The sequence below is a fragment of the Rahnella perminowiae genome (genome assembly GCF_019049695.1).
Taxonomy (GTDB): Bacteria; Pseudomonadota; Gammaproteobacteria; order Enterobacterales; family Enterobacteriaceae; genus Rahnella; species Rahnella perminowiae.
The window spans coordinates 45,153-68,535 of record NZ_JAFMOT010000168.1; the positions used below are offsets into that span (position 1 = coordinate 45,153).

At 49.7% G+C, this 23,383-nt stretch carries 21 protein-coding genes; 15 read left to right on the plus strand and 6 right to left on the minus strand.

Annotated elements, in window-relative coordinates; all coding sequences use genetic code 11:
* Positions 1-59: 59 nt before the first annotated feature.
* From J1781_RS08600 to J1781_RS08640, 9 genes are all read left to right on the plus strand, one after another.
* Positions 60-740 (plus strand): oligogalacturonate-specific porin KdgM family protein, encoded by a 681-nt coding sequence (locus J1781_RS08600; protein ID WP_129953572.1) that lies wholly within the window; start codon positions 60-62, stop codon positions 738-740.
* 589 nt (positions 741-1,329) lie between these two features.
* Positions 1,330-2,172: an SDR family NAD(P)-dependent oxidoreductase gene (locus tag J1781_RS08605; protein WP_129953573.1), complete on the plus strand. Its 843-nt coding sequence runs from the start codon at positions 1,330-1,332 to the stop codon at positions 2,170-2,172.
* Between the two features lie 158 nt (positions 2,173-2,330).
* Positions 2,331-3,620: a pyridoxal phosphate-dependent decarboxylase family protein gene (locus tag J1781_RS08610; protein ID WP_205952647.1), complete on the plus strand. Its 1,290-nt coding sequence runs from the start codon at positions 2,331-2,333 to the stop codon at positions 3,618-3,620.
* 87 nt (positions 3,621-3,707) lie between these two features.
* Entirely contained in the window at positions 3,708-4,502 is a 795-nt protein-coding gene (locus J1781_RS08615; protein WP_129953574.1) for a cyclase family protein, read from the plus strand.
* Between the two features lie 314 nt (positions 4,503-4,816).
* Positions 4,817-5,548: a tryptophan 2,3-dioxygenase family protein gene (locus J1781_RS08620; protein ID WP_129953575.1), complete on the plus strand. Its 732-nt coding sequence runs from the start codon at positions 4,817-4,819 to the stop codon at positions 5,546-5,548.
* Between the two features lie 266 nt (positions 5,549-5,814).
* Positions 5,815-6,609 carry a trehalose-phosphatase gene (gene otsB / locus J1781_RS08625; RefSeq protein WP_238483499.1) on the plus strand — a complete coding sequence of 265 codons (795 nt, stop codon included), beginning with the start codon at positions 5,815-5,817 and terminating at the stop codon, positions 6,607-6,609.
* A complete protein-coding gene (gene otsA, locus J1781_RS08630) occupies positions 6,606-8,012 on the plus strand; it encodes an alpha,alpha-trehalose-phosphate synthase (RefSeq protein WP_129953576.1) in 1,407 nt (468 codons plus the stop codon). Before otsB ends, otsA begins: the two co-directional genes overlap by 4 nt.
* Positions 8,013-8,075: 63 nt before the next feature.
* Positions 8,076-9,710: an alpha,alpha-trehalase TreF gene (gene treF / locus J1781_RS08635; protein WP_129953746.1), complete on the plus strand. Its 1,635-nt coding sequence runs from the start codon at positions 8,076-8,078 to the stop codon at positions 9,708-9,710.
* A gap of 238 nt (positions 9,711-9,948) precedes the next feature.
* Complete coding sequence (locus J1781_RS08640) at positions 9,949-10,347, plus strand: YybH family protein (protein ID WP_129991003.1); 399 nt, start codon at positions 9,949-9,951, stop codon at positions 10,345-10,347.
* A 28-nt stretch (positions 10,348-10,375) separates the two neighbouring features.
* Here J1781_RS08640 and J1781_RS08645 read toward each other — a convergent pair whose 3' ends face one another.
* Positions 10,376-11,065 (minus strand): B3/B4 domain-containing protein, encoded by a 690-nt coding sequence (locus J1781_RS08645; protein WP_217138900.1) that lies wholly within the window; start codon positions 11,063-11,065, stop codon positions 10,376-10,378.
* Between the two features lie 155 nt (positions 11,066-11,220).
* Positions 11,221-11,847: a TetR/AcrR family transcriptional regulator gene (locus J1781_RS08650; protein ID WP_217219472.1), complete on the minus strand. Its 627-nt coding sequence runs from the start codon at positions 11,845-11,847 to the stop codon at positions 11,221-11,223.
* A 131-nt stretch (positions 11,848-11,978) separates the two neighbouring features.
* Between J1781_RS08650 and J1781_RS08655 the strand changes: the two genes are divergently transcribed.
* Positions 11,979-12,644 (plus strand): O-methyltransferase, encoded by a 666-nt coding sequence (locus J1781_RS08655; RefSeq protein WP_129953580.1) that lies wholly within the window; start codon positions 11,979-11,981, stop codon positions 12,642-12,644.
* A 113-nt stretch (positions 12,645-12,757) separates the two neighbouring features.
* Positions 12,758-13,102 (plus strand): YebG family protein, encoded by a 345-nt coding sequence (locus J1781_RS08660; protein ID WP_129953581.1) that lies wholly within the window; start codon positions 12,758-12,760, stop codon positions 13,100-13,102.
* A 59-nt stretch (positions 13,103-13,161) separates the two neighbouring features.
* Here J1781_RS08660 and J1781_RS08665 read toward each other — a convergent pair whose 3' ends face one another.
* Positions 13,162-13,497, minus strand: a complete 336-nt coding sequence (locus tag J1781_RS08665; RefSeq protein ID WP_129953582.1) for a hypothetical protein — start codon at positions 13,495-13,497, stop codon at positions 13,162-13,164.
* Between the two features lie 290 nt (positions 13,498-13,787).
* Between J1781_RS08665 and fhuE the strand changes: the two genes are divergently transcribed.
* Positions 13,788-15,998, plus strand: coding sequence for a ferric-rhodotorulic acid/ferric-coprogen receptor FhuE (gene fhuE, locus J1781_RS08670; protein WP_217233445.1), 2,211 nt, complete (start codon positions 13,788-13,790; stop codon positions 15,996-15,998).
* Between the two features lie 206 nt (positions 15,999-16,204).
* Positions 16,205-16,795 carry an N-acetyltransferase gene (locus tag J1781_RS08675; protein WP_217233446.1) on the plus strand — a complete coding sequence of 197 codons (591 nt, stop codon included), beginning with the start codon at positions 16,205-16,207 and terminating at the stop codon, positions 16,793-16,795.
* Positions 16,796-16,891: 96 nt separating this feature from the next.
* Here the strand turns inward: J1781_RS08675 and J1781_RS08680 are convergent, their stop codons facing one another.
* Positions 16,892-18,226, minus strand: coding sequence for a glycoside hydrolase family 10-like protein (locus tag J1781_RS08680; protein ID WP_408004153.1), 1,335 nt, complete (start codon positions 18,224-18,226; stop codon positions 16,892-16,894).
* A gap of 655 nt (positions 18,227-18,881) precedes the next feature.
* Between J1781_RS08680 and J1781_RS08685 the strand changes: the two genes are divergently transcribed.
* On the plus strand, positions 18,882-19,193 hold the full coding sequence (locus J1781_RS08685) for a hypothetical protein (protein ID WP_129953584.1): 312 nt from the start codon (positions 18,882-18,884) through the stop codon (positions 19,191-19,193).
* A gap of 180 nt (positions 19,194-19,373) precedes the next feature.
* Positions 19,374-19,571 (plus strand): hypothetical protein, encoded by a 198-nt coding sequence (locus J1781_RS08690; RefSeq protein WP_129953585.1) that lies wholly within the window; start codon positions 19,374-19,376, stop codon positions 19,569-19,571.
* Positions 19,572-19,644: 73 nt separating this feature from the next.
* Here J1781_RS08690 and J1781_RS08695 read toward each other — a convergent pair whose 3' ends face one another.
* A complete protein-coding gene (locus tag J1781_RS08695) occupies positions 19,645-21,744 on the minus strand; it encodes a peptidase domain-containing ABC transporter (protein WP_217233447.1) in 2,100 nt (699 codons plus the stop codon).
* Entirely contained in the window at positions 21,737-23,011 is a 1,275-nt protein-coding gene (locus tag J1781_RS08700) for an HlyD family secretion protein (protein WP_129990997.1), read from the minus strand. Before J1781_RS08700 ends, J1781_RS08695 begins: the two co-directional genes overlap by 8 nt.
* Between the last annotated feature and the right edge of the window lie 372 nt (positions 23,012-23,383).

Here is a 23,383-nt window from a genome sequence, read left to right on the forward strand (position 1 = left end):
ATTAAGAGTGAACCTTTAACTTAAAATAACACTACTCAATATCTCTGGGATTTATAAAAATGAAAAATAGCAGACTGATGATCTGCGGCTTACTGCTGGCCAGTGCCAGCAGCCAGGCCGTCACTATTGACCTTCGTCATGAATGGCTCGATGACAGTAAACAACATAAAGACAGGGCGATGGTTTCGCACCGCTTCGCCAACGGGTTCGGGTTCTCGCTGGAAGCCAAATGGAAATCAGGCGGGGATAATGAAAATAAACCCTTTAATAATCTGGTTGATAACGGCACGGAAAGCACCATCAGCTATCAGTACAAAGTCACGCCGGCCGTGTTTATTCAACCCGGATTTACGCTGGAATCCAGTTCTGACAGCAGTATTTATAAACCCTTCTTAACCGCCGGATATACATTTGACAGCGGCGTTTATTTCAATGCGCGTTACCGCTACGAGTATACCCGTTATACCAAAGAAAACACCGAAGATCGCAAAACAAACCGCGGTGAAATCTGGCTGGGTTATAAAATTGCCGACTGGCGGTTTGAATATAACTATATTTATAAACACAGTGATCAGATCCTGTATGATAATGATAAGTGGGATTATGAGCAGGATTTGAAAGTGGCTTATAATATAAATAAACAATGGACACCTTACGTACAGGTTGGTGATGTTTCCGTGCGTAAAACGACGGATGAACGTCAGACCCGTTTCCGCATTGGTGTGCAATATAATTTCTGATCACCGCCGTTCTGCATATGATTGACTATCACCGGTCCGCAGATGCTGACCGGTGTGACAGCCCGCGCAGCGGGTGACAGACAATAACGGCAGCCGATAACAGGGATGTTGCCGGGCTACCTGGAAGACGGAAATTATTCTATACAAAGAGACTTTTTCTGCGCAGTACCTGCCGTCTTAGAACAACCTGTACTGTTAAATCCCCGGGTCAATATCTGATATTTATATATTAAATCATAGCGATGCACAGAACATCTGCATAAATAAGCATAATTCTTGCGTATTTTCGTGATTACTCTACGCTTATATATAGATTTAATTAACCCGCACTTTAATAATTCTTTTTCAGGTCGTCTAACACCGGTAACTCTTTTACAGAAAATATAATTAACCACCCAGTTTATTAAACTGTAACATAACTACTCAATTGATATTAAAGGGATAGTCAGGTTATTTTAGAGTCTGATGCCGCGTTAAAAACGCTGAACCCGATAAATCATAATAGTTTCTCAGGTGATAGAGATACAAAACAATAATATCAGGCTTCATTGATTAGAACGGATACTTTATGCTGTGAGGAGTTGAACTGATGAATGCGGAAACGTCAACGCCGGGAAAAAGCCGGAATATTTTAATTACGGGTGGTTCCAGCGGTATTGGTGCTGCAACAGTCCGGGCCTTCGCCAGCAGAGGTGATCAGGTGTGGTTTACCTATCATCGGGGTGAGGATCGGGCGCTTGAACTTATTAACGCCTTGTCTTCCCTTGTTTCTATTCCCCCCCAAGCTTTACCTTACGATCAGGGCAGTTGGGAAAGCCTTTTGCAGCTTGTTGACGCTATTCCCGCAGAAATCGACATCCTTGTAAACAACGCGGCTTTAGGAACCAAAACCGTAGAGCTTGCTGGCATAGAAGAACGGCATCAGCAGGACGCATTATTCACGCAAGTCAACTGTCTGGGGCCACTTTGGCTCACCAGGCAGTTTCTCCCAGGGATGTTGAAACGCGGCTACGGGAAAATCCTCATGCTCTCAAGCGTTGATGGTGGAATAGCAGCCTTTCCGGGGTTTAGGGATACAGACGGCATGACCAAAGCGGCAATCGCCTTCCTGACAAGGCAATGGGCGGCGGAACTTGTTCATGATCCCGTCGAGGTATTTTGTGTTTGTCCCGGGGCTGTTGACACGCCGATGTTCCGTCAAAGCACGCTGGATCCTCTATCGTCTGCATCAGCGGATGAACTTATTGCTCAACTCCCGAAGGGGCGGCTCATACGCCCCGATGAAATCGCCGATATTCTGTGGTGGCTGACGACAGACGCCGCTGTCATCATGCATGGCGCCGTTATTGACGCCTCAATGGGACTCGGTGTGCATCCGGGATGCATTACGATGCGCAACCCGCGGACGACGTTGAAAGAGGGCGTAGCATGATGCACAAGGAGGGATACCACGGCTGGCGGGCAGGTGAGTTCGCTGATGCCGTACTCGCAGTGGCCAAAGTGCTGGACGACTATGTCCAGGACTCCCAGCAGGGTGAAGTAACCGTATTAAAACAAACTCCACCGCAGAAGCTGATTAATGACTTGAACATGCGCACGTCCATTAAAGCTGGCGGAATGACGGACAGCACATTAGCCGCATTCATTAAGGCGTATCTGGATCAGGGAACGCGGCTCCACCATCCCGGTTATATGTCTCACCAATGCGCGGTTCCCGATATCGGTTCCGCCATTGCCGACCTGGTGCATGGCGTAAGCAACAATGCCATGTCTTTATTCGAGATGGGCGCCGCCGGGGTAGCGGCCGAACTGGTGGTCACCGAGTGGATGCTCGGAAAAGTGGGCTGGTCCCCCGAAGACTCCGGCGCGATCCTTGTTCATGGCGGTTCGCTGGCGAACCTCACAGCCCTTCTGGTGGCCCGTCATCATATTTTTCCCGATGTATGGCAGCATGGAATGCCGCAAAATGTGATTATTCTCGCGCCGGCAAACGCCCATGTCTCCGTCTCACGGGCGGCTGCCATTCTTGGCCTTGGCAGTCGCGCAGTACACGCACTGCCTTGTGATCGCTTTGGACGCGTTGCCGGTGCGCAGGTTAGCGAGAGCATCAAGGCGCATCATCGTGCTGGCCGCACAGTGATGGCCGTTGTCGCCAATGCCTGCGCAGCACCAACCGGCTTATTCGACCCCCTGGAAGAAATCGCCAGCGCCTGCCATCACGAAGGTATCTGGCTGCATGTCGACGCGGCTCATGGAGGATCTGCCTTACTCGTTCCCGAGTTACGCCACCACCTGCAGGGTATCGCTCAGGCAGATTCAATCACCTGGGATGCGCATAAAATGCTGCGGACCTCAACACTTGCCGCTGCCGTGCTTGTTCGCGCCCGTGCAGACTTAAGCCAGGCATTCCAGCACAATGCCGATTACCTGTTTTTCGACGAACACCGTCCCGGTCCGGATCTGATGCACTACACCATCGAAGGGTCTAAGGCAGAACTTGGTCTTAAGGTCTTTCTTAATCTGGCGCACAGAGGAGAAGCGGGCCTGGCAGAGTATGTCCATAGCCGCCATCGGGCAGCACGCAGGTTCTGGCAAATGATCCTGGCACGAAAAGAGTTTGAGGGACTTTGTGAGCCGGAAAGCAATCTTGTCTGCTTCCGATATGCCGATACACCAGGTCCGGACAGTGACCGGTTACACATCGCTGTGCGCAACGAGCTGATGCAGCAAGGAATCTTTCATCTGGCATCTTCATTTGTTGATAACCGCCGTTGGTGGCGCGCGACTATCATGGCACCTTCAACAGATGCCCCGACGTTTGCCCGTTTGCTGGATACACTTGTGCATACCTATAGAAAACTTTCCCGGACTGCGTTCTGAAATCACTATCCACGATCCGGCTCTGCACTTTGCGGTGTAAAGATCCCTGACATAATGTATTGAGAAAGATTTGGAGGAATATTTCCGATGACCCGAATTGAAATAGTTTATCGTGGACGTACCCATATAATTCACCATCAGGAGTCGATTAAACTCTCTGCGCAGCTCTGTTTTGCAGATAACGCTGTCAATCTTTATGGCATTGCACCGGCTTATGAAGCTCCCTTAAAATATGAGAATAGTCAGGCCAGAGTAACTTCCGGCGGTGCCTGTAACGCTTCGCTTATTAGTTTCGTTCCACATTGTCACGGCACCCATACTGAATGCATCGGTCATATTTTGCCTGAAATACATAACGTAGCTGATCTCAGCATGCCTCTTTTTATGGCTGCCACTTTGATTCACGTTTCGTTAGAACGGGTATCAAAAATGAAAGACCGCTACAACACCCACGCTGAAGATAATGACTGGATTATTACTGAAGAGGCAATTAACCATGCGCTGACCCCGCTAGGTTCAGATTATCTTCAGGCGCTGGTTATTACAACGGATGATAAATCCTGGCTGCCTGACGGCAATGGTGCTCCCTATTTTAGCCATCAGGCAATGGAGAGGGTACTTCAGCTTGGCGTACAACATTTATTTGTGGATATACCTTCTATTGATAAACTGCACGACGGAGGACTGATGGATAACCACCGCTGTTTCTGGGGAATGGCAGACCCCTGCAACCCTATTACTGAACGCAGGCAGGCTTCTGTGACAGAGTTAATTCAATTACCTGAAGGTATATTTCCGGGGCATTATTTTATTTCTCTACAGTTACCGGATTTAACCGGGGATGCGCTGCCCAGCAAACCTCTGCTCTTTCCCTTTTCATGATTAGCAATAAAACCATGTCTGTATCAGACTATATTAACCCATGATACTGATAAATATTAACCCTTAATCAATGGGTGAATGCTGAAAGATTGCTTTGACGACTGGCGGGATGACCAAAACAGGTAAGCGCGTGGCTCATAAATCCTAAATCATGGTTTGGGCTTAAAACTCGCGGGTAATAAGGTGTGGACGGTGAATGGCATTCAATCCGCAGTCATCAGACGGCAGAAAATCCGGACATAAACCTGCGACTTATCTGCAAGAATCAGACCGTTTGAAGTTATCGCAAGCGGGAAGTATTCATATAATTTATTATGGACTATTCAAGTTATCTTAAATTACATGAGTTATTATCTCTGCAACAACCAAAATCACCTCACAGCGAACAGCGCAATGAGAACCTTTTCATTATTACGCATCAAACCTATGAATTATGGTTTAAGCAATTAATTAATGAAATTCATCATGTCATTAATTTAATCAAAAAAGGAGAAATACCTGAGTCAATCAGCAGCATGATTCGCATAAATACCATCACCCGAACGATGGTAAATCAAATAGCTGTCATCGACACGCTGAAGTTCCATGAGTTTCAGCAATTTCGCGGTTATCTGGGCGGCGCAAGCGGTTTCCAGTCATATCAGTTTGATGCAATTGAAGCGCTTTTAGGAAAGGCAAACAGCAAAAAACTTCAACAATATGAACATGACGATGTGATACAAGAAAGATTAGCGGCAATTCTTCTGCCAGCCTCATTATGGGAAGTTGTACGTACACAACTCCTCGGCTCAGGCGAGTTAAACAAAGAAGAGAAGGATATCTTCCGGGATATTTTAGAGCAGTATTCTTGCGAAGCCCTGTTACTAAACCAGCTGTTAGACCTGGATTCGCTGCTACAAGAATGGCGCTATCGTCATGCGAAACTCGTTGAACGCACTATAGGTCAGTCGCAAGGTACAGGCGGTTCCGCAGGTTTAAACTATTTAAAATCCACGCTCTTCACACCTATATTTGCACAGCTTTGGGCAGCCATTAACTCACCTTAATTACGGCAATGACGGCACTGCTGAGGATATAACGCCGGCAAACTGGCCGCGGGCAGACAGGATAAAAACTAACCGCAACCGTTTAGAAAGCAATCAATATTCAAACTGTTCTCTTTTATCGTTAAAACCCGCCAGCAGGGTGTAGATTAATCTGATTTTTCCTGCGTTTACCTGACGAAGAGTTATATTTATCTATTGGAAAATTACTTCAGAGGTGTTCAGTGCATTGACGCGCTGTGTCGTAACTTGCAAACAGGAGAGCTATTTTGACCACAGAAATTCAGGAAAATCACACCGAAACACCGCTTCTTCCGATATTGGACAGTCGTCAATACGCCTACTTTTTCGACGTCGATGGCACCCTCGCCGAGATATGTGACGAGCCTGATGCCGTCACGATCCCCGCTGATGTTCGTGCCCACCTGCAAACGCTGTTTGCGGCATCTTCAGGTGCGCTGGCACTGGTGTCGGGACGTCCGGTGGAGCAGCTTGATCAGCTGGTCAGTCCTCTGGAACTTCCCGCAGCGGGTGTTCACGGCGCAGAAATGCGCGACGGCAGCGGCAGGATGCACCGCGTCACCTTACCCCGCCACGTGGCAGAAGAGGTGCAACAAACTCTTGAAGCGGGAATGAACGCGCTGCCGGGTACGTTACTCGAAATCAAAGGCATGGCTTTTGCATTGCATTATCGTCAGGCAATGCTGCATCAGCAGCAGGTATTAGCCCTGGCGGAATCCGTCGTAGCAAAATTCCCTGAGCTGGTACTTCAGCCCGGTAAATGCGTTCTTGAGATTAAACCTCGCGGAAAAGATAAGGGCGCTGCGATTTATACGTTCATGCAACAGACACCCTTTTCCGGACGTATTCCGGTATTCGTAGGCGATGATCTGACCGATGAAAAAGGGTTCGAAGTGGTTAACGCCATGCGGGGGATCACGGTGAAAGTTGGCGAAGGTTCAAGTCTCGCGCAGTATCGTGTCAAAACCGTTCACGACGTTTACCGGTGGATTGAGGCGTTACAACGTCACACATTAACATTTAAGAAGGAGTTCGAATTATGAGTCGCCTGGTTGTTGTCTCTAACCGAATTGCCATTCCTGACGGTTCAAAATCCGCTGGCGGGCTGGCCGTGGGCATTCTGGATGCGCTGAAAAATACTTCAGGTCTCTGGTTTGGCTGGAATGGTGAGATAAGTGAAATATCGGGCGAAGAAGAGGATGACCTGCATCTGATGGAAGATAACGGCATTACTTACGCTTCGGTTCCGCTTAATCAAAACGATTACGATCTGTATTACTGTCAGTTTTCAAATGCCGTACTTTGGCCGGCGCTTCACTATCGTATCGATCTGGTGGATTTCCAGCGCGAGGCGTGGGACGGTTACTGCCGGGTCAATAATATGCTGGCGAAAAGATTGCAGCCGCTCATCAAAGCGGATGATATCTTGTGGATCCATGATTATCATTTACTGCCGTTCGCTGCCGCGCTGCGTAAACTCGGCGTAAAAAACCGTATTGGTTTCTTCCTGCACATTCCGTTCCCGACCCCGGAAATCTTTAATGCCGTGCCAACACACGATGAATTGCTCGAAATGATGTGCGAGTATGATTTGCTGGGCTTCCAGACCGAAGGTGACCGTATGGCGTTTCTGGATAATCTCAAATCGCTGGCTGATATTGAAGATTGCGATACACATCAGCACCGGGCGTTTGGCAAAACCTTTGCTACCGGCGTATATCCGATCAGCATTGCACCGGAAAGCATAAAGGAAATGGCCGAGGGCCCGCTGCCACCCAAAATGGCGGCGATGGAACGCGAACTACGCGAATCGAAAAATATTATTTCCTGTGAGCGTCTCGATTACACCAAAGGGTTGCCGGAGCGCTTTCTCGCCTTTGAGGCATTGCTGGAAAAATTCCCGCAGCATCGCGGTAAAGTGCGCTATTCGCAAATTGCCCCGACCTCGCGCGGTGACGTGCAAGCCTATCAGGAACTGCGTCATCAGCTGGAAACCGAAGTGGGGCGCATCAACGGTAAATATGGTGGTATCAACCAGACGCCGCTGTTTTACCTCAACCAGCATTTCCAGCGCAGCCTGCTCATGAAATTGTTCCGCCTGACGGATGTCGGGCTGGTGACGCCGCTGCGAGATGGCATGAATCTGGTGGCAAAAGAGTATGTCGCCGCGCAGGATCCAAAAGACCCCGGCGTTCTTGTTTTGTCACAATTTGCCGGTGCAGCAAATGAACTTACATCGGCACTGATCGTCAACCCTTATGACCGGGATGATGTGGCAGCGGCGCTGGATAAAGCACTGACCATGCCGCTGGAAGAACGGCTTGAACGCTATAACGACATGATGGCGGTGCTGCGTAAGAATGACATTGCGAACTGGGGCGAAAGCTATTTACGCGATTTATACGCCATCACACCGCATAGTGAAAAACACAGCGCCGTCGTGTGAATTTTATAAGCAAGAGGCTTGCAGCATATGCAAAATGCAAATTACCAGACGAACCAAAACGCAATGTTTGACAGCGAAAATGCTGAGAGCGAAGAGACTCGTCTGACCGAGCTCGAGCCGATTGAACTGATCCTTGACCGGATGATGGATGCAGAACCGGAACCAGAGATGATCGAAGGCTTGCCGCCTTCCGATGCCTTAACGCCTGCTGACCGTTATCTGGAATTGTTTACCAGCGTGCAATCTTCAGGGCTTTTCGAGGACAGCAAAACCTTCCCGGACTGCCCGCCGAAGATGGATCCGCTGGACATTTTGCTGCGTTATCGCCGGGTAAAGAATCATCCTGGCTTTAACCTGAAACGCTTTGTTGACGCACATTTCTGGCTGCCGGAACACCGCGATGATGAATACGTCTCCGATCCCGGCGATTCGCTGAAAGAACACATCGATAAACTTTGGCCAGTGCTGACGCGCCAGCCGGAAGATCATGTGCCATGGTCTTCACTGATGCCTTTGCCTCAGGCCTATGTGGTTCCCGGCGGACGTTTCAGTGAGACCTATTACTGGGATTCTTACTTTTCGATGTTAGGTCTGGCGGAAAGTGGCCGTAATGATCTCCTGCGCACCATGGCGGACAATTTCGCCTGGATTATTGAGATATACGGCCATATTCCTAACGGTAACCGCACGTATTATCTGAGCCGTTCACAGCCACCGGTGTTCGCGCTGATGGTTGAACTGTTCGAGGAAGACGGTGTACGTGGCGCACGGCGGTATCTCGATCATCTGAAAATGGAATATGAATTCTGGATGGATGGTGCGGACTCTCTCGCGCCGAATCAGGCGTACCGCCATGCAGTTTGCCTGCCGGACGGTACACTGCTTAACCGTTACTGGGATGACAGGGACACCCCGCGCGATGAATCGTGGCGTGAAGACGTCGAAACCGCTAAACATTCAGGCCGGCCAGCCAACGAGGTTTACCGCGATTTGCGTGCGGGGGCGGAATCTGGCTGGGATTATTCATCGCGCTGGTTGCGTGACGGCCACCGTCTCGCCAGTATCCGTACCACGCAATTTATCCCGGTAGATCTGAATGCGTTTATGCATAAACTCGAAAGCGCTATCGCCAATATTTCCGGTTTGAAGGGAGATAAAGTCACCGAAATTTTATTCCGCCGTAAAGCAGAAAACCGGCGTGACGCCATAAACCGTTATCTGTGGGATGACAACGAAGGTTGTTTTCGCGATTACGACTGGCACCGTCAGCAAATGGCGTTGTTCTCCGCTGCCAGCGTCGTGCCGTTGTATGTGGGGCTTGCCAGTCATTACCAGGCTGAACGGCTTTCAGAGGCTGTACGTAAACGTTTATTCACGCCCGGCGGCATCATGGCGACGGAATATGAAACCGGTGAACAATGGGATAAACCCAACGGCTGGGCCCCTCTGCAATGGATGGCAATTCAGGGTTTCAAGCAATACGGCAATGATGCGCTGGGTGATGAAATTGCCCGTAACTGGCTGAAAACGGTGAATCAGTATTACCAGCAACATCATAAACTGATCGAGAAATACCACATCTCAGGGGGCATCCCTCGTGAAGGTGGCGGCGGGGAATATCCGCTGCAGGATGGCTTCGGCTGGACCAATGGTGTCGTGCGGCGGCTCATTGGTCTGTATGGTGAGAATTACGACTGATCCGGTTTTCTTATCACCACTCTGACCCTGTTCCATCAGCCAACGTTCAAACAAACGCCTGGTGTAGCGGGGCCTTCAGCACGCCTGCCGGTATCAGGGCATGCTGAAGGCAGGGATGTTTATTGGCAAAAAATTTGTTATTAATATGTCAGAGACAGACTTCAGCTGCCTGGTCGACATCCTGTTATTTCAGTCAGGGATCTCATTATTCTAGAACTCAGCGAAAGGACATTAACGGATGAGTACACACCCGATCCGCCAGGTTATCGAAGCTTGTGACAAAGCCATATCAGACAGAGATTTCGACTCGCTGATGGCGCATTACGCCGTGGATGCGGCACTGGTGATTAAACCGGGCATGATTGCCCGCGGCAAAAACGATATCCGCAAAGCCTTTATCGCCATCTCGGATTATTTCCAGGATCAACTGGTGGTGGAACAGGGTGAGATGCAGGTGATTGAAGGGGCGCAGGATGCGCTGGTGATCATGGAAACGGTGCTGCACTTCCCCGACGGACAGGGCGGCACAGTGACCACTACCCGTCGTGCCACTTATGTTTTCCGCCATGAACCGGACGGGCGCTGGGTATGTACCATCGATAATTCTTACGGCACCTCGCTGCTGGATCATAAATAAGGCTCCGCAAGGAGCCTTATTTGCATCATCAACCCAGTGTTATCAGCTTCACGTCAGTTTTAACACCTGGCATCAGCTGTTCCAGTCCGTTAATCAGCATATCACCTGCGTCCTGGAGTGCCTGCAAAGGCATGGCGGGCAGGCTTTCGAGGATGAACCACATGTTTTGCGCCTCGCTGTCGAGCCGGGTTCTGATACCCTGACGCCAGTTCCAGCGCCGGCAGGTCACCCCCGTATCATCACGCCAGATAACTTCTCCGGCATCGGGGAATTCAATCACCGGTTCGCCCGCTTTCATGGTGTCAAAAGGCTCGCTGCCATCGGCAAATGTCAGCCTCGGATGGCCGGAATAAGCAGAAATATTTTCGCCACCGACCGGAATGGCATACTGAATGCTCACCGCATTGTAAAGATCGACCACCGGATCGATGGCTGGCATCGTGCCGTCTTTCAGCACGCGTTTTCTGAGGGCATCGGCTGAGCAGGCAGTACGTTTAGGTTTCGCCCCAAAGGCTTTGAAAACCTCGGCCCAGGCGTTCAGATGTTCATCCGCCCAGGGAAAATCATTCTCAACGATAAAACGGCAGGCGCTTTGTAAAGCGGCTTCCGCAATGGCAGGGTTAGTTATCGGCGCGGCCTGCGCAGACACGCTTAATACCCGAAAACCAGGGGCGATTCGCGCAAGTGACGGATCGACTGACGGAGTAACGACGATCATGGAACGGTCCTGTTGTAAAAATCAGACATTTACTATGCCATCCGTCGGCCTGAAACGAAATTAGCGTTTTGGGATCCCCGGTAATTCCTCTGAGAAACGTGCCGTCATGGCATCTCGTTCATAGCCCCGCTTATCCCTCAGAAATTCACGCCTGACTAAACCGCCCCCTGCACATAGGCTGTAAACATGTCCGCCAGCGCATCAGCATAAATTTTGATTTCAGCGGCGGTACGCGGGGTGGCAGAAAAGTCCCGGCCAAAAGCACTGAGTGTGGTTGAAAGCAGATCCCCCGCCAGCTGGCGCTTTTCTTCGGCGACATCCGGCATTACCTCATGCATAAACCGATGAAACACTTCCTCTCCCGCCGCCCGCGCTTCCAGCGCCTCCGGGGCGTCACGATAAAACGGTGCGGCGTCACTGAGCGCGCCACGCATCTGCGCTTCCTCACATTCGGAACGGATAAATTCATGCACCAGAATACGTAAGCGCACGGCAGGGGTCTTTTCTGCGTCCTGAAGAATGCTGCGCAGCATATCACGGGTTCGCCGCCACTCGTCGCTTTGCAGACGAAACAAAATCGCCGCTTTATTGGGAAAGTACTGATACAGCGAACCGATGCTGATTCCGGCTCTTTCAGCGACGCGACCGGTAGTAAAACGGGCGGCGCCTTCCTTCGCTAAAACCTGAGCAGCGGCTTCAAGAATGGTCGCCACCAGCCCGGCTGAGCGGGATTGTTTTGGCTCTTTACGTGAGGAAACCTGCGGGATGCGGCGGTGGGTCATGACGGGCTGAGTCCTCAAAAAAGAATGCGAATAGTGGAGGCAACGAAAACATCGCATAATTTTAAACGCGATGAATCACTCGCATTCTAGTCAGTTATGACACGTTGCTCAATGTTAAACAGGATAATCCTATGACCACAGAAAACACTCTGACCTGCGCACCGATGGCGCCATTACTCGACCGTCTTTTCAATGAAGCCAGCGCTGCAGCCCGTTTCGATTTCACGCAGATACCGGAAGAAGAAACTACGCGCATGATGCACAGCAAAACAGAATATCTGAATTTATATAGTCTGCTGAAACACATGTGGCTGCCGGTATCACGCGAGACAGGCAAACTGCTGTATATGCTGGCGCGAAGTACTAAGGCAACATCGGTGGTGGAATTTGGCATGTCGTTCGGGCTTTCCACGTTGTATCTGGCGGCGGCGTTGCGCGATAACGGCGGCGGTAAGGTCATCACCAGCGAGTTTGAGCCGACAAAAGTGGCAAAGGCACGGGAACATTTTGTGCAGGCTGGCGTGAGCGATTTAGTCGAAATTCGTGTCGGTGACGCGCTGAACACACTGGCCGTTGATCTGCCAGAGACCATCGATTTACTGATTCTCGATGGCGCAAAAGTACTTTATGACGATATTCTGCATTTGCTGGAAAGCCGTTTTCATCCGGGCACGATGATCATCGCCGACAATGCGAGCTACAACCAGAACTATCTTACCCATGTGCGTTCGGCGGAGAACGGTTATCTTTCTGTACCATTCAGTGATGATGTCGAGCTTTCAGTCAGGCTGCGCTGATCAGACACCCGGGCAGAGCGATCCAGGCTCAGCACTATAAAAAACAGGCCGGATGATGTATCCTTCACTGATTATTGGTATACTGGATATAATTACAGTATAAGGAGCGAATTATGGCTGTTGAAACAAAATTTGTTGTTGTCAGAAAAGGTGAAGAGAAAATGACTTTTGCCAATAAGAAAGAAGCAGATGCATACGACAAAATGCTGGACATGGCAGATGCTTTTACTGAATGGCTGTCACAAAGCAATCTCGACCTGGATGAAACACTCGCGGAAAATATTGCGCTTCACCTTGCTGAACACAAAGATACCGTCCAGCATATTTTGCGCACCAGCAAACTGCCCGAAGAGGGGACAGCGCAGCAGCCCGTCGCACCAGCCGATACCACCGCTGAAGACCGGGCTGTCGCTGAACCTGCCGCGACCAAAAAAGTACGTGCGGTCAAAGCAGCCTGATAGAGAACGTCAACATAATGCGGGAACACATCCCGCATTCTTTTATCCTCTCCCCATCTTTATCCTGCCTGATATCGCTGAAGCAAGGTGTCCTGACATTGCTGTTGTGTTCTGATTTTTTCGCGATCGGTTTTGCTGAGCGATGTCCATGTTTCAATCACCTTATCCGCTTCATCCTCATTAAACTCTGGCTTATTGATCGACGACGGAGACTGAGATTGCGTCGAAATATCTTTGATCTGCTCACGGAAATAATCCGCAGTACCATCAGGTTTATTAAGCGCGGAGCTACAGAGGATATTGATATAGGTCGCGGGAGTATGTTGCGAAGTCGTGTCTTCGGCGACAGCAGAACCCGCGATCAACAGGGTGAGTAACAATGCGATTCGTCTCATAGCGTCTCCTTATGTTGAACACCTTAAGGGTAGAAGACTCCACAACCCGGAAGGGCCGCATGCGGGACAGAATAGTCTGAAATGCATAAGAAACCTCAGAGACATGCATTTCCAACCACTGATTCGTTCACGGATAAAACCTGATTAACATTTTGTTACTTATTAAAACTCATCCACATCGCGACATGGTTAACGTTAATAATTACTATTTACATTCTCATTTAGGCTGTTCGTGTAAAACAATAATAGAAACAGTCTTACACTTATAAAATTTTCCACGGGAATGTGTTATGTCTTTGAATGGCAGGGTGATTTATGCACACCAGTGTGCCGCAGACGCAGGGAGAACTTTTGCGGTTTCATCACTGGCACTGGCGATATTTATTCTGGTAAATCCGGTACTGGCGGCTGAAAACCTCAGCGGGATAAAAAGCACTGCCAGTACGGATACATTTGGTCAGCAGCAAGATATGGTGATCGAAGGCACGGCGACGCCAACCGGCAGCGACGCACAGGATTACGCCGTCCGAACCACCACCGCAGGCACCAAAATGAACCTGACGCCGCGAGATATTCCGCAATCAGTGAGCTTTATCACTCAACAGCGTATGCAGGATCAGAACCTCCAGTCGGTCGGCGACGTGCTGAATAATACCACCGGCATCTCAACGGAGGTTATTGACAGCGAACGCGTGTCTTATTTTTCCCGCGGTTTTTACATCAACAGTTACACCTACGACGACATTCCGACCTCCGTCAGCGATACCTGGAATTTTGGTGATGCAGCCGAAGACACCGCGATTTATGACCGCATCGAAGTGGTGCGGGGTGCAACCGGCCTGATGACCGGAACGGGTAATCCGTCCGCTTCTGTCAACATGGTGCGTAAACACGCCGACAGCAAAGAATTCACCGGTGAGATTAGCGCCGGTTACGGCAGCTGGAACAAACAGCGTTACGTCCTGGACGCTTCCGGTCCGCTGAATCAGGAAGGCTCGGTGCGCGGACGCGTGGTCGCCGGTTATCAGGACCAGGACAGCTGGCTGGATCGCTATCACAAGCGCAAAAAATTCTTCTACGGCGTGGTGGATGCAGATGTGACCGATAACACCACCGTGTCGCTCGGTTACGATTATCAGGAAAATAATACCGCTAACCCGACGTGGGGCGGCCTGCCAACCTGGTATACCGACGGTTCGCGCACCCATTATGACCGCAGCACGAATACTTCCGCAGACTGGACGAATTACGCCATCCAGTCGCGCAAAGTATTTGCTAACGTGAAGCATGACTTTGATAACGGCTGGACATTGCGCGTTAATGGCACACACGGCGAGCAAACGTTTAACGATAAATTGCTCTATCTCATGAATTTCCCGGATCACACTACAGGCACCGGCCTCAGTGGTTTTGGCAGCAAAGACCGTGGCACCCGCAAAGTGGACTCCATCGACACTTATGCCACCGGGCCGTTTGAATGGTTTGGCCGGCAGCATCAGATGGTGGCGGGTATAAGCTACAGCCGGCAGCATAACCAGACTTACAGCGCAGACGGTTCCCTCGATAGCGACACCATTGGCAGTTTCGGCAACAGCTGGGACGGGCGTGTCAGTGAACCGGAGTGGGGAGACTGGTATCTGAATGCGGACGATGTGATCCGCCAGAAAGCGGGTTACTTCGCAACGCGCTTCTCACTGGTGGATCCGCTTTCGTTGATCGTCGGCGCGCGCTATACCCGGTGGAGCACCAACGGCAGCAGCGGCAGTATGAACAAAAACAACATCACTCCGTATGGCGGGCTGGTGTATGACATTAACGATACCTGGTCGGCGTATGCCAGTTACACGTCCATCTTCCAGCCACAGACTGACCGCGATATTAACGGTCATTACCTGTCACCAACGACCGGGAAAAACTACGAAACCGGGCTTAAATCTGCGTGGATAGACGGTCGTCTGACCGCCACGATGGCAGTATTCCGTATCGAACAGGATAACGTGGCGCAGGAAGACGGCAGCAGATACGTTAACGGTTCGAGCGAACAGGCTTATGTTGCGGTCAATGGCACCGTCAGCAAAGGTGCTGAATTTGAGCTAAACGGCGCGGTGACCGACAACCTGCAAATGACCTTCGGTGCGACGCGTTATGTGGCGAAAGACGAAACCGGCAGCCGTCTCAACAGCAATATGCCGCAGACCCAGCTGAAATTATTCAGCCGCTACCAGGTGCCGGCGATGCCGGATCTGACTGTCGGCGGTGGTGTAAACTGGCAAAACCGCACTTTCCAGAATGCAACCGGACCGGACGGCGAAACCCGTCGCGTATCACAGGGCAGTATGGCACGGGTGGATTTGTTCACGCGTTATCAGGTAACAAAACAGCTGTCCGTACAGGCCAACATCAACAACCTGTTTGACCGCACATATTATTCATGGCTCAGCGATTACGCCGTTTACGGTGAACCGCGCAATCTTTCGGTCAGCGCAAATTACACGTTCTGAAGTGAAGATTTAATGCACAACACAGCAAAGCCCCGTCTGTATTTTCAGGCGGGGCTTTGCTTTTATAATTTGTATCTGGCCATGGGTGGCTAAAAGGTACATATATTATTAAGTATTCCTCCAGTACGCTTTGTTTATACTGATATCCGTTTGACGCAGCACGAATTTAATTGACTCATCATATATAGAGAGGAATTAAAATTACTATGCGCTTCATAGAAAAAAATGCGGCTGGCAGGGCACCCCTAACCCTTAGACTGGTTGAAACCCGGGAAACGACACCGGAATATGACAATAACGCCATGAATTTTTCCCTACTCACAGACAAAAATGAAGATGTTGCAGCAGGTCGCTGCGTAGTACTAAGTGAACCGGGAAGTCGTGATTATTTATATATCTCGGCAATATATGTTGAAGGAAATACCAACAAACCTACGAAATCCCACCCCAACAGATTTGTCGGGCTGGGTCAGCTTCTCTTATTTTCAGCCATAAGATACGGGATGGAGCAGAATATCGAAAACGCCTCATTATTACCGGTAGATGACAGCCAGGGATTTTATTTAAAAATGGGTTTTCATCCGACTATTATCACGGATACAGTGAACAGGATGGTGGTCACCGGGGTGCCGCTCAGTTCGGGTCATGGGAAATTAAATGCAAAATGGCGCGACCATTTCTACAATGCCTCCTTCCTGAACCCGGATTTTCGCGGCCCCAACTGGTCAGGAAATATTCGCAATATTTACTTAAATTTGCGGCATAGAATCATGACTAACTGGACCATTGTCGGGTAACCGAGGTTACGTAAGCACGATAAATGGATGCCATGGTCAATTTATTAGCTCCACGGCATATCTTTATAAGGCAACCACACAACAGGCATCGTTATTTCAGCTTCCCCAGCGGCTTTTCAGGTAACGCACCGCATCCTGCGTCTGCGGCTGGTTGAGGTAGCTTTCACGGAATAAAATCGTGCCGCTAATTTGTGGTACGGATTCATTCATATCGAGTTGTTTTTTCAGTTCCGGTACGCCACCACTTACCATCCAGTCCGGTTCATTTTTTGACGGTTCGCCCACTTTATACAGCGCCACACCAATATAGAGACGCGTATGAGTGGGCTTTACCACATTAGCCCACCAGTTTGCCAGCACGTCATAACGCGCCGCCTTGCGGGAAAACGGCCAGTACAGTTGCGGCGCAATGTAATCGAGCAAACCCTGCTGCACCCACAAGCGGGTATCCGCATAAGCCTCATCGTAAGCCGCTGCGCCGGAAGTTTGTGAACCCGCCGGATCATGCGACACGTTGCGCCAGACACCTGCCGGACTGACGCCAAATTCCACAGCCGGTTTCAGCTGTTTTATGGTGCGCGAAACCTGCTCAATCAGCATCTGTGTATTGTGACGCCGCCAGTCTGCTTTTGAAGCATAACCCTGACCGTATTTCCGGAACGTCAGGCTATCATCCAGGGCAGAACCCGGTGATTCTGAATAAAAATAGTCATCAAACTGAACGCCATCAACGGGATAACGCACGACCACTTCCGCCACGATGCTGGTTATCCAGTCGCGTGCATCAGGAATACCCGGGTCAACCACAAAACGATCGCCGGCAGTTCGGATCCAGTCGCGGTGCAACACGAATACGCTGGCAGGGTGCAGTGACAATGTCTGATTCAGTTCCACCACAGTCGAAGGTTTAGTATTTACAGACACGCGATAAGGATTAAACCAGGCATGGACTTTCATCCCGCGTTTGTGCGCTTCATCGAGCATAAATTGCAGCGGATCATATCCAGGATCCTGACCAATTTTGCCCGTCAGCATATCTGACCATGGCAAAATTTTTGATGGCCAGAACGCCGTGCCGTCAGGCTTCACCTGAAAGAACACCGTATTGATGCCCAGACTTTTGAGCTTGTCGAGCTTGGTAATCAGCGCCTGTTGCTGCTGGCTGATGCGCAATGATGCACTGCCGGCATTCACCGAATTAACCGGTGGCCAGTCGAGGCGGGAAACCGTCGCCAGCCAGACGCCACGCACGGGTTCATGGCCCGATACCGGTTTGTCGGGAAGAGGGTGCCGGGCAACTGGCGGAAGTGGCGTCACCAGGGATTTTGGTGGTGTTGAAGAACAACTGGCCAGTAACAATGCAAGCGTCACAACGGCAGCCGGGTGTTTCAAGGCAGTAATAAACGGAAAATGACGGGAAGAGGCGATAATAAACTCCGGTGGTATCTGGTAGCCGCGCGAAAGGAAACATTTTCTTATTATTGAAGTTAAAGTCAATCACTTAGCGCTGATGCCTGCGTGATAACAAGGAACGCCGCAAACCACCTTATCGTTACAGACGAGTTAGTATACAGGGAGCGCCTCAGCACGATTGAGTGACAGGGCTAACTGTTGCAATATTAACTCACTATTTTCCTGGGGTTAAACCTTACAGGATGTATTAAATGAAAATACCGAAATTTATTGTGACAGAAAAGGAAGTTCCGCTTGCATTTAATTATCACCTGTTAGCATAAATATTTTTTATTTGCTTTGTACTGCGGAAAATACAGAGTTAAAATTAGCATATGTTTTATAATGAGACTGCAGTCGGTTAATAAAATAATTAATTCAGGAGATAAACATATACATGTTAATCATTTCTGAAATATATGTCTCGTGTAAGAAAATATCAAACTGGAATTTTGAAGGGTAATATCCGAGAGAATTTTCACTGTTACTACTGCTGATTTCATTAATGGAAGGCAGAAAATACTTTTTAACATCATTCATTGCGATTTTTGCAACACCTGAGTCACTGCATCAGGCCTGTATAACCTGCATTTCGATATACTTCCGTATCGCAATGCCACTACTGGAGATAGCTATGTCTTTTTCATTAGCCAACTGGACGACCAACTGGCAGAAAGACGGACGGTTCAGCAAAAACTATACATCAGTTCTGATAGAGAAAGCCTGCAGGCTGGACAGTCAGTTGAACAATGCCTACTGCAGAGGAACCCTGAAAGTCATTGCCGGGCCTCACCGGAAGGCAGGTCCGGGTGAGGGTGGCGATGCAAGGTGGCATATGACGCTACAGCCTTCGGCCAACAGTAGCTGCTGGCATATCATTCTGGATAACAGCGTGACCCGGCCCGTGAAAATTAACAAACGGGAACTCACGGGGCACGGTTTTTAGTTTTAGGGCGGTTCAGGTTCGGCATCCGGACCTGACCAGCGACTCATTATTCTTTGACAACTGATATCCCAGCCATTGGGATGGTGTTACAGATAAGTTATTAAAATTCACGCGTATTGACGGAGTTTTACTCAGAGGACTTTAGGATAAGGACATACTGTGAAGTAAGAGGAGAAATGCATGAAACCAAGGTTAAGTTTTGCCGTACTTTTTATCTTCATCACCTTCGGTGCAATGGCAAAAGATATGACCCTTATAAAATCAGCCCCGGTTCATCGGGGTGGTTTTAACAGTCATAATGGCTTTGCGGATACTGCCGAAACGCCGGATGAACACATACGGGAAGACCATCACCGCACGCTTCGCAGTACATCCTGAGAGGTGAATCCAGACCCCGATCCGTCCGGATAGCCCAGGCAGGCAACTCACTGCACACGGCAAACACAGACCTTTATTCCAGATAAATCACCCTGTCTGCCGATGCTATCGTTGTCTCGCGGTGCGCAATGATAACCCTTGTGATGTCCAGTGCTTTGATCGCGAGATTCACCATCGCCTCGCTTTCCTTGTCCAGCGCGCTGGTCGCTTCATCTAAGAACAAGACGGCAGGCTTCTTGTAAATCGCGCGGGCAAGGAACAGTCGTTGTTTTTGCCCCCCCGATAGTCCCTCTCCTAATTCACCGATCAGGGTTTCATAGCCCATGGGCATTTGCTTAATGACGGTATCCAGGTAGCTGGCGCGGACACATTCCTGCATCCAGGCTTCATCCACTTCGTCCGCAAAGCCGCAGATATTTTCCCGGATGGAGCCGGAAAATAGCTTGTCATCTTGCATTACGCAGGCGATCATTTTATGATAGTTATTGATACCCAACTGCTGAATATCGATACCGTTCACCTCGACCCTGCCGTTATCAGGATAAAACAGCCCGCACAATACCTTCATCAAGGTGGTTTTTCCTGAGCCGGACGGCCCAACAATAGCCACACTTTCTCCGGGCGCGATAGTGATGTCTAACCCGTTAAAAATGGGTGGAGACTGACTGTCATAACGGTAACTCAATGCATGTGTTGCCAGCGAAACGGGTTGTAAACGAGCCTCATAAGGGATGTCCGGCTTACGATTTTCCTGCGGATGCAGGGCAATATCGGCAATGCGTTCATTGTGCAAGCTCATCATACGCAATTGCAGCAGGAAATTGGTCAGTGAGCCAATTCTGTCGGAAAACTGCCCGCGAAAAGCGCCGAATGCAACGAACATACCGATAGTCATCTGGTTGTCTATTACCAGACTGGTACCCAGCCACAGGATCACCACCTGATCACAGGCTGAGACAAAGGTGTTGATGCCGCCAAACAGCATGTCCATCTTCGTAACGCGGATCCCGGTATTGATGGTATCGATTTCGAGGTTGAGCCAGTGGGCACTGCGTCTTTCTGCTATCCCCTGCATTTTTACTGTGGCGATGCCGTACAGCGTCTCCATGAAATAGGAACCGGCACGGGCATTTCTGACCAAAGACTCCTCTGAAAGCTGCCGGTAATAACCGTAGGTCAGCAGACGGAGAAGTACATACACGGCGGTGAAGGCCATGACGACCCACGTTAACCAACCTCCGTACAAAATCATCATCACGAGCACGCCGGCCACCATAATCATGTCCATGATGGCGCCGACAATACTGGCGGTGAAGGTGCTGCGCAATGCATCCAGCGATCCGAAACGTGACTGGATATCCCCCAGTTTGCGACGTTCAAAATAGCCCAGAGGTAACTTCAATAAGTGGTTAAACAACCCGGATTGCCACTGAACATTGATGAGCGTCGTCATGACCAGTGCAGACCAGGCGCGTACCATGCTGACTGCGGCCCGCAACAGAATAAAGAATAACAGCCCCGCGCAGATTAACGTCAGCAGTCCGCGATCGCCTGCAGGGATCGCATGATCCATCACCAGTTGTGTACCAACCGGCATCACAAGGTTGATGGTTTCAATCACCAGTGACAGGCAAAAAATCTTGCCTAGCGTACCTTTAAGGCCATATACGCTGCCCATCAGCGTACTCAGACTGAGCCGTTTCCGCACGGTATGTGCTTTGAATGCAGCGCCTGGCCAGGCTTCAAGTGCTACGCCGGTAAAACTGTGCGACACCTCTGCCATGTTGATGATTCTGCGGCCCCGGGCGGGGTCATGTATGACCACGTGATTACGCCTGACGCTCACCAGAACGACAAAATGGTTAAACTCCCAGTGCAGTATGCATGGCAATTTTAGCGCACCGAGATCTTCCATATCCAGTGACAAAGGGCGTGACGACAAGCCCAGTTGTTCGGCCATACCGGTTAAACCGGACAACGTAGTACCACGCGCCGAGAGGTTGAACTGCTGGCGCAGTGCGATCAGATCAATATTCATACCATAGTGGCCGCAAAGCATCGCCAGGCAAGCGAGGCCGCACTCAGAAGATTCCGTTTGATGGACTAGCGGCACGCGTTGCCGCAATCGTATATCAAGCTGGCCGAGCAGTTTCTTGACAGAGAGTCTATTCATTGACCGGCCCCGACGCGCTGTGTTTCATGTCGTAGAACGGTGACAACATCCACTGATATATCTTCCTTTTTTCCAAAAATAGTGTGCTCTCCGCCTTCATACCATTTTCCAGGTTCAGACGTTTACCACTGTACATGATGGTCTGTTTTTCGGGTCTGACGATCACTTTGTAGTAAGGGACTGCCGAGGTCAAAGCAGCTTTCGGGGCCCCCTGATAGGTCAGCATTTCCTGAGATGAAGCCGGTGCTTTCGAAATCACTGACACCGTGCCGGCAAACTGCCCAAACTTTTGCGCCGGAAAAGCTTCATAACGAATGTTGACCCGGTCGCCTGTGGAAATATAGGGAATAGCATCATTAGGTACCCAAAGTATCAGGGAGTAATGATCAATATTGGGTGGGATGACTTGCAGCAAACTGTCGCCGACGTTGACCATCTGTCCTACCGTGACGCTAAGAGAGTCTACGCGACCGTCAACCAGTGCGCGGACGATGATTGCCCCGCCTGCATCGATATTGAGCAGTTCTTTTTGCAGTTCGTAGCGCTGGAGTTCCATCTGATAAATTTGGTTATCAAACTCAGCGGCCTGAGTGTGGATTTGGCTTTCAAGAGCAGTGATCTGCAGGGCGTTTTGCTCGTTCTGCCCGGTGAGGCCCAACAGATTGTTTTGTTGCTGGTAATAGAGCGCCACCTGATTGGTGAGTTGATCCTTATTGATAAGCCCCTTTGTCTGATATTGCCGGTAGTTCTCCATATTCTCTTTCATAATACGGAGTCCTTCCTCAGCACGCCGGAGTATGTCGTTGGAGCGCTGGAAAGCGGCGATATATTGGGCCTTTTGTTTCTCCAGCATCCCGACAGTGTCTTGTTTACTGCTGTCCAGCCGGCTGATGATTTGTGAAATGCGTTCAAGCTGATTATTGATGTCCCGGCGTTGGTTATCGCTGACCACGCCGCTGCGGGTACTTTTACTCACATCTATCTGATAGATAGGAGTCCCAGCCTTGATTATCTGTCCTTCCGTGACAAATTCTTTGACTACCACGCCCTGAACGGCGGAATAGACGTTAGCCACGCGCGGGTAGGTGCTGATCTCGCCGGTCACGTTGACTCTGCGGGTGTAATTTGCGGCGATGACAAAGGTGAGGAAGATTGTAATAAACAAAAGACATAATAACGCAGTGACCCAGAACGGAATTCCAGGGAGGAGCAGCGCCCGGCCACGCCATTTCATTTTCTGATTATCAATCGCTTCCTGGCGAAACACGGTCTGTCCTTCGTTAGCGTGCGGGGAGGTGAGTAGTCACCTTTATTATGCCACGCTCTGGTCCTGCTCCGGCAAGCGTTTGTTTTAGCATACCGCTGGTTTGCATTATCTACATTTCGCTTAGTAAAGGAGAAAAAACTTTTAAAAACAAAGGATTGAATGAAATGAAATGTTTTTTTAAATCATAAAAAGAAGGAGAAAAAATGAAGATAAATGGATAAATAGTTAACAAAGTGAAATCAAATGTAACTAAAAGCAATAAAACTGACAAAAAGCTTACCTTTGAGCGTATAACTGTTTTGTACCTTTCACTGCGAAGTTGATGTGCGGCTGAAGAAAATATTTGTCCTCATATTGTTGGTTGGCTTCTAT

Coding starts and splice junctions, on each gene's coding strand:
- J1781_RS08620 (WP_129953575.1), top strand. CDS start 4,817: ATGGACTATTCAAGTTATCTTAAATTACATGAGTTATTATCTCTGCAA.
- J1781_RS08655 (WP_129953580.1), top strand. CDS start 11,979: ATGACCACAGAAAACACTCTGACCTGCGCACCGATGGCGCCATTACTC.
- J1781_RS08660 (WP_129953581.1), top strand. CDS start 12,758: ATGGCTGTTGAAACAAAATTTGTTGTTGTCAGAAAAGGTGAAGAGAAA.
- otsA (WP_129953576.1), top strand. CDS start 6,606: ATGAGTCGCCTGGTTGTTGTCTCTAACCGAATTGCCATTCCTGACGGT.
- J1781_RS08600 (WP_129953572.1), top strand. CDS start 60: ATGAAAAATAGCAGACTGATGATCTGCGGCTTACTGCTGGCCAGTGCC.
- J1781_RS08685 (WP_129953584.1), top strand. CDS start 18,882: ATGTCTTTTTCATTAGCCAACTGGACGACCAACTGGCAGAAAGACGGA.
- J1781_RS08650 (WP_217219472.1), bottom strand. CDS start 11,847: ATGACCCACCGCCGCATCCCGCAGGTTTCCTCACGTAAAGAGCCAAAA.
- J1781_RS08615 (WP_129953574.1), top strand. CDS start 3,708: ATGACCCGAATTGAAATAGTTTATCGTGGACGTACCCATATAATTCAC.
- J1781_RS08675 (WP_217233446.1), top strand. CDS start 16,205: ATGCGCTTCATAGAAAAAAATGCGGCTGGCAGGGCACCCCTAACCCTT.
- J1781_RS08610 (WP_205952647.1), top strand. CDS start 2,331: ATGCGCACGTCCATTAAAGCTGGCGGAATGACGGACAGCACATTAGCC.
- fhuE (WP_217233445.1), top strand. CDS start 13,788: ATGTCTTTGAATGGCAGGGTGATTTATGCACACCAGTGTGCCGCAGAC.
- treF (WP_129953746.1), top strand. CDS start 8,076: ATGTTTGACAGCGAAAATGCTGAGAGCGAAGAGACTCGTCTGACCGAG.
- J1781_RS08690 (WP_129953585.1), top strand. CDS start 19,374: ATGAAACCAAGGTTAAGTTTTGCCGTACTTTTTATCTTCATCACCTTC.
- J1781_RS08695 (WP_217233447.1), bottom strand. CDS start 21,744: ATGAATAGACTCTCTGTCAAGAAACTGCTCGGCCAGCTTGATATACGA.
- J1781_RS08665 (WP_129953582.1), bottom strand. CDS start 13,497: ATGAGACGAATCGCATTGTTACTCACCCTGTTGATCGCGGGTTCTGCT.
- J1781_RS08645 (WP_217138900.1), bottom strand. CDS start 11,065: ATGATCGTCGTTACTCCGTCAGTCGATCCGTCACTTGCGCGAATCGCC.
- J1781_RS08640 (WP_129991003.1), top strand. CDS start 9,949: ATGAGTACACACCCGATCCGCCAGGTTATCGAAGCTTGTGACAAAGCC.
- J1781_RS08605 (WP_129953573.1), top strand. CDS start 1,330: ATGAATGCGGAAACGTCAACGCCGGGAAAAAGCCGGAATATTTTAATT.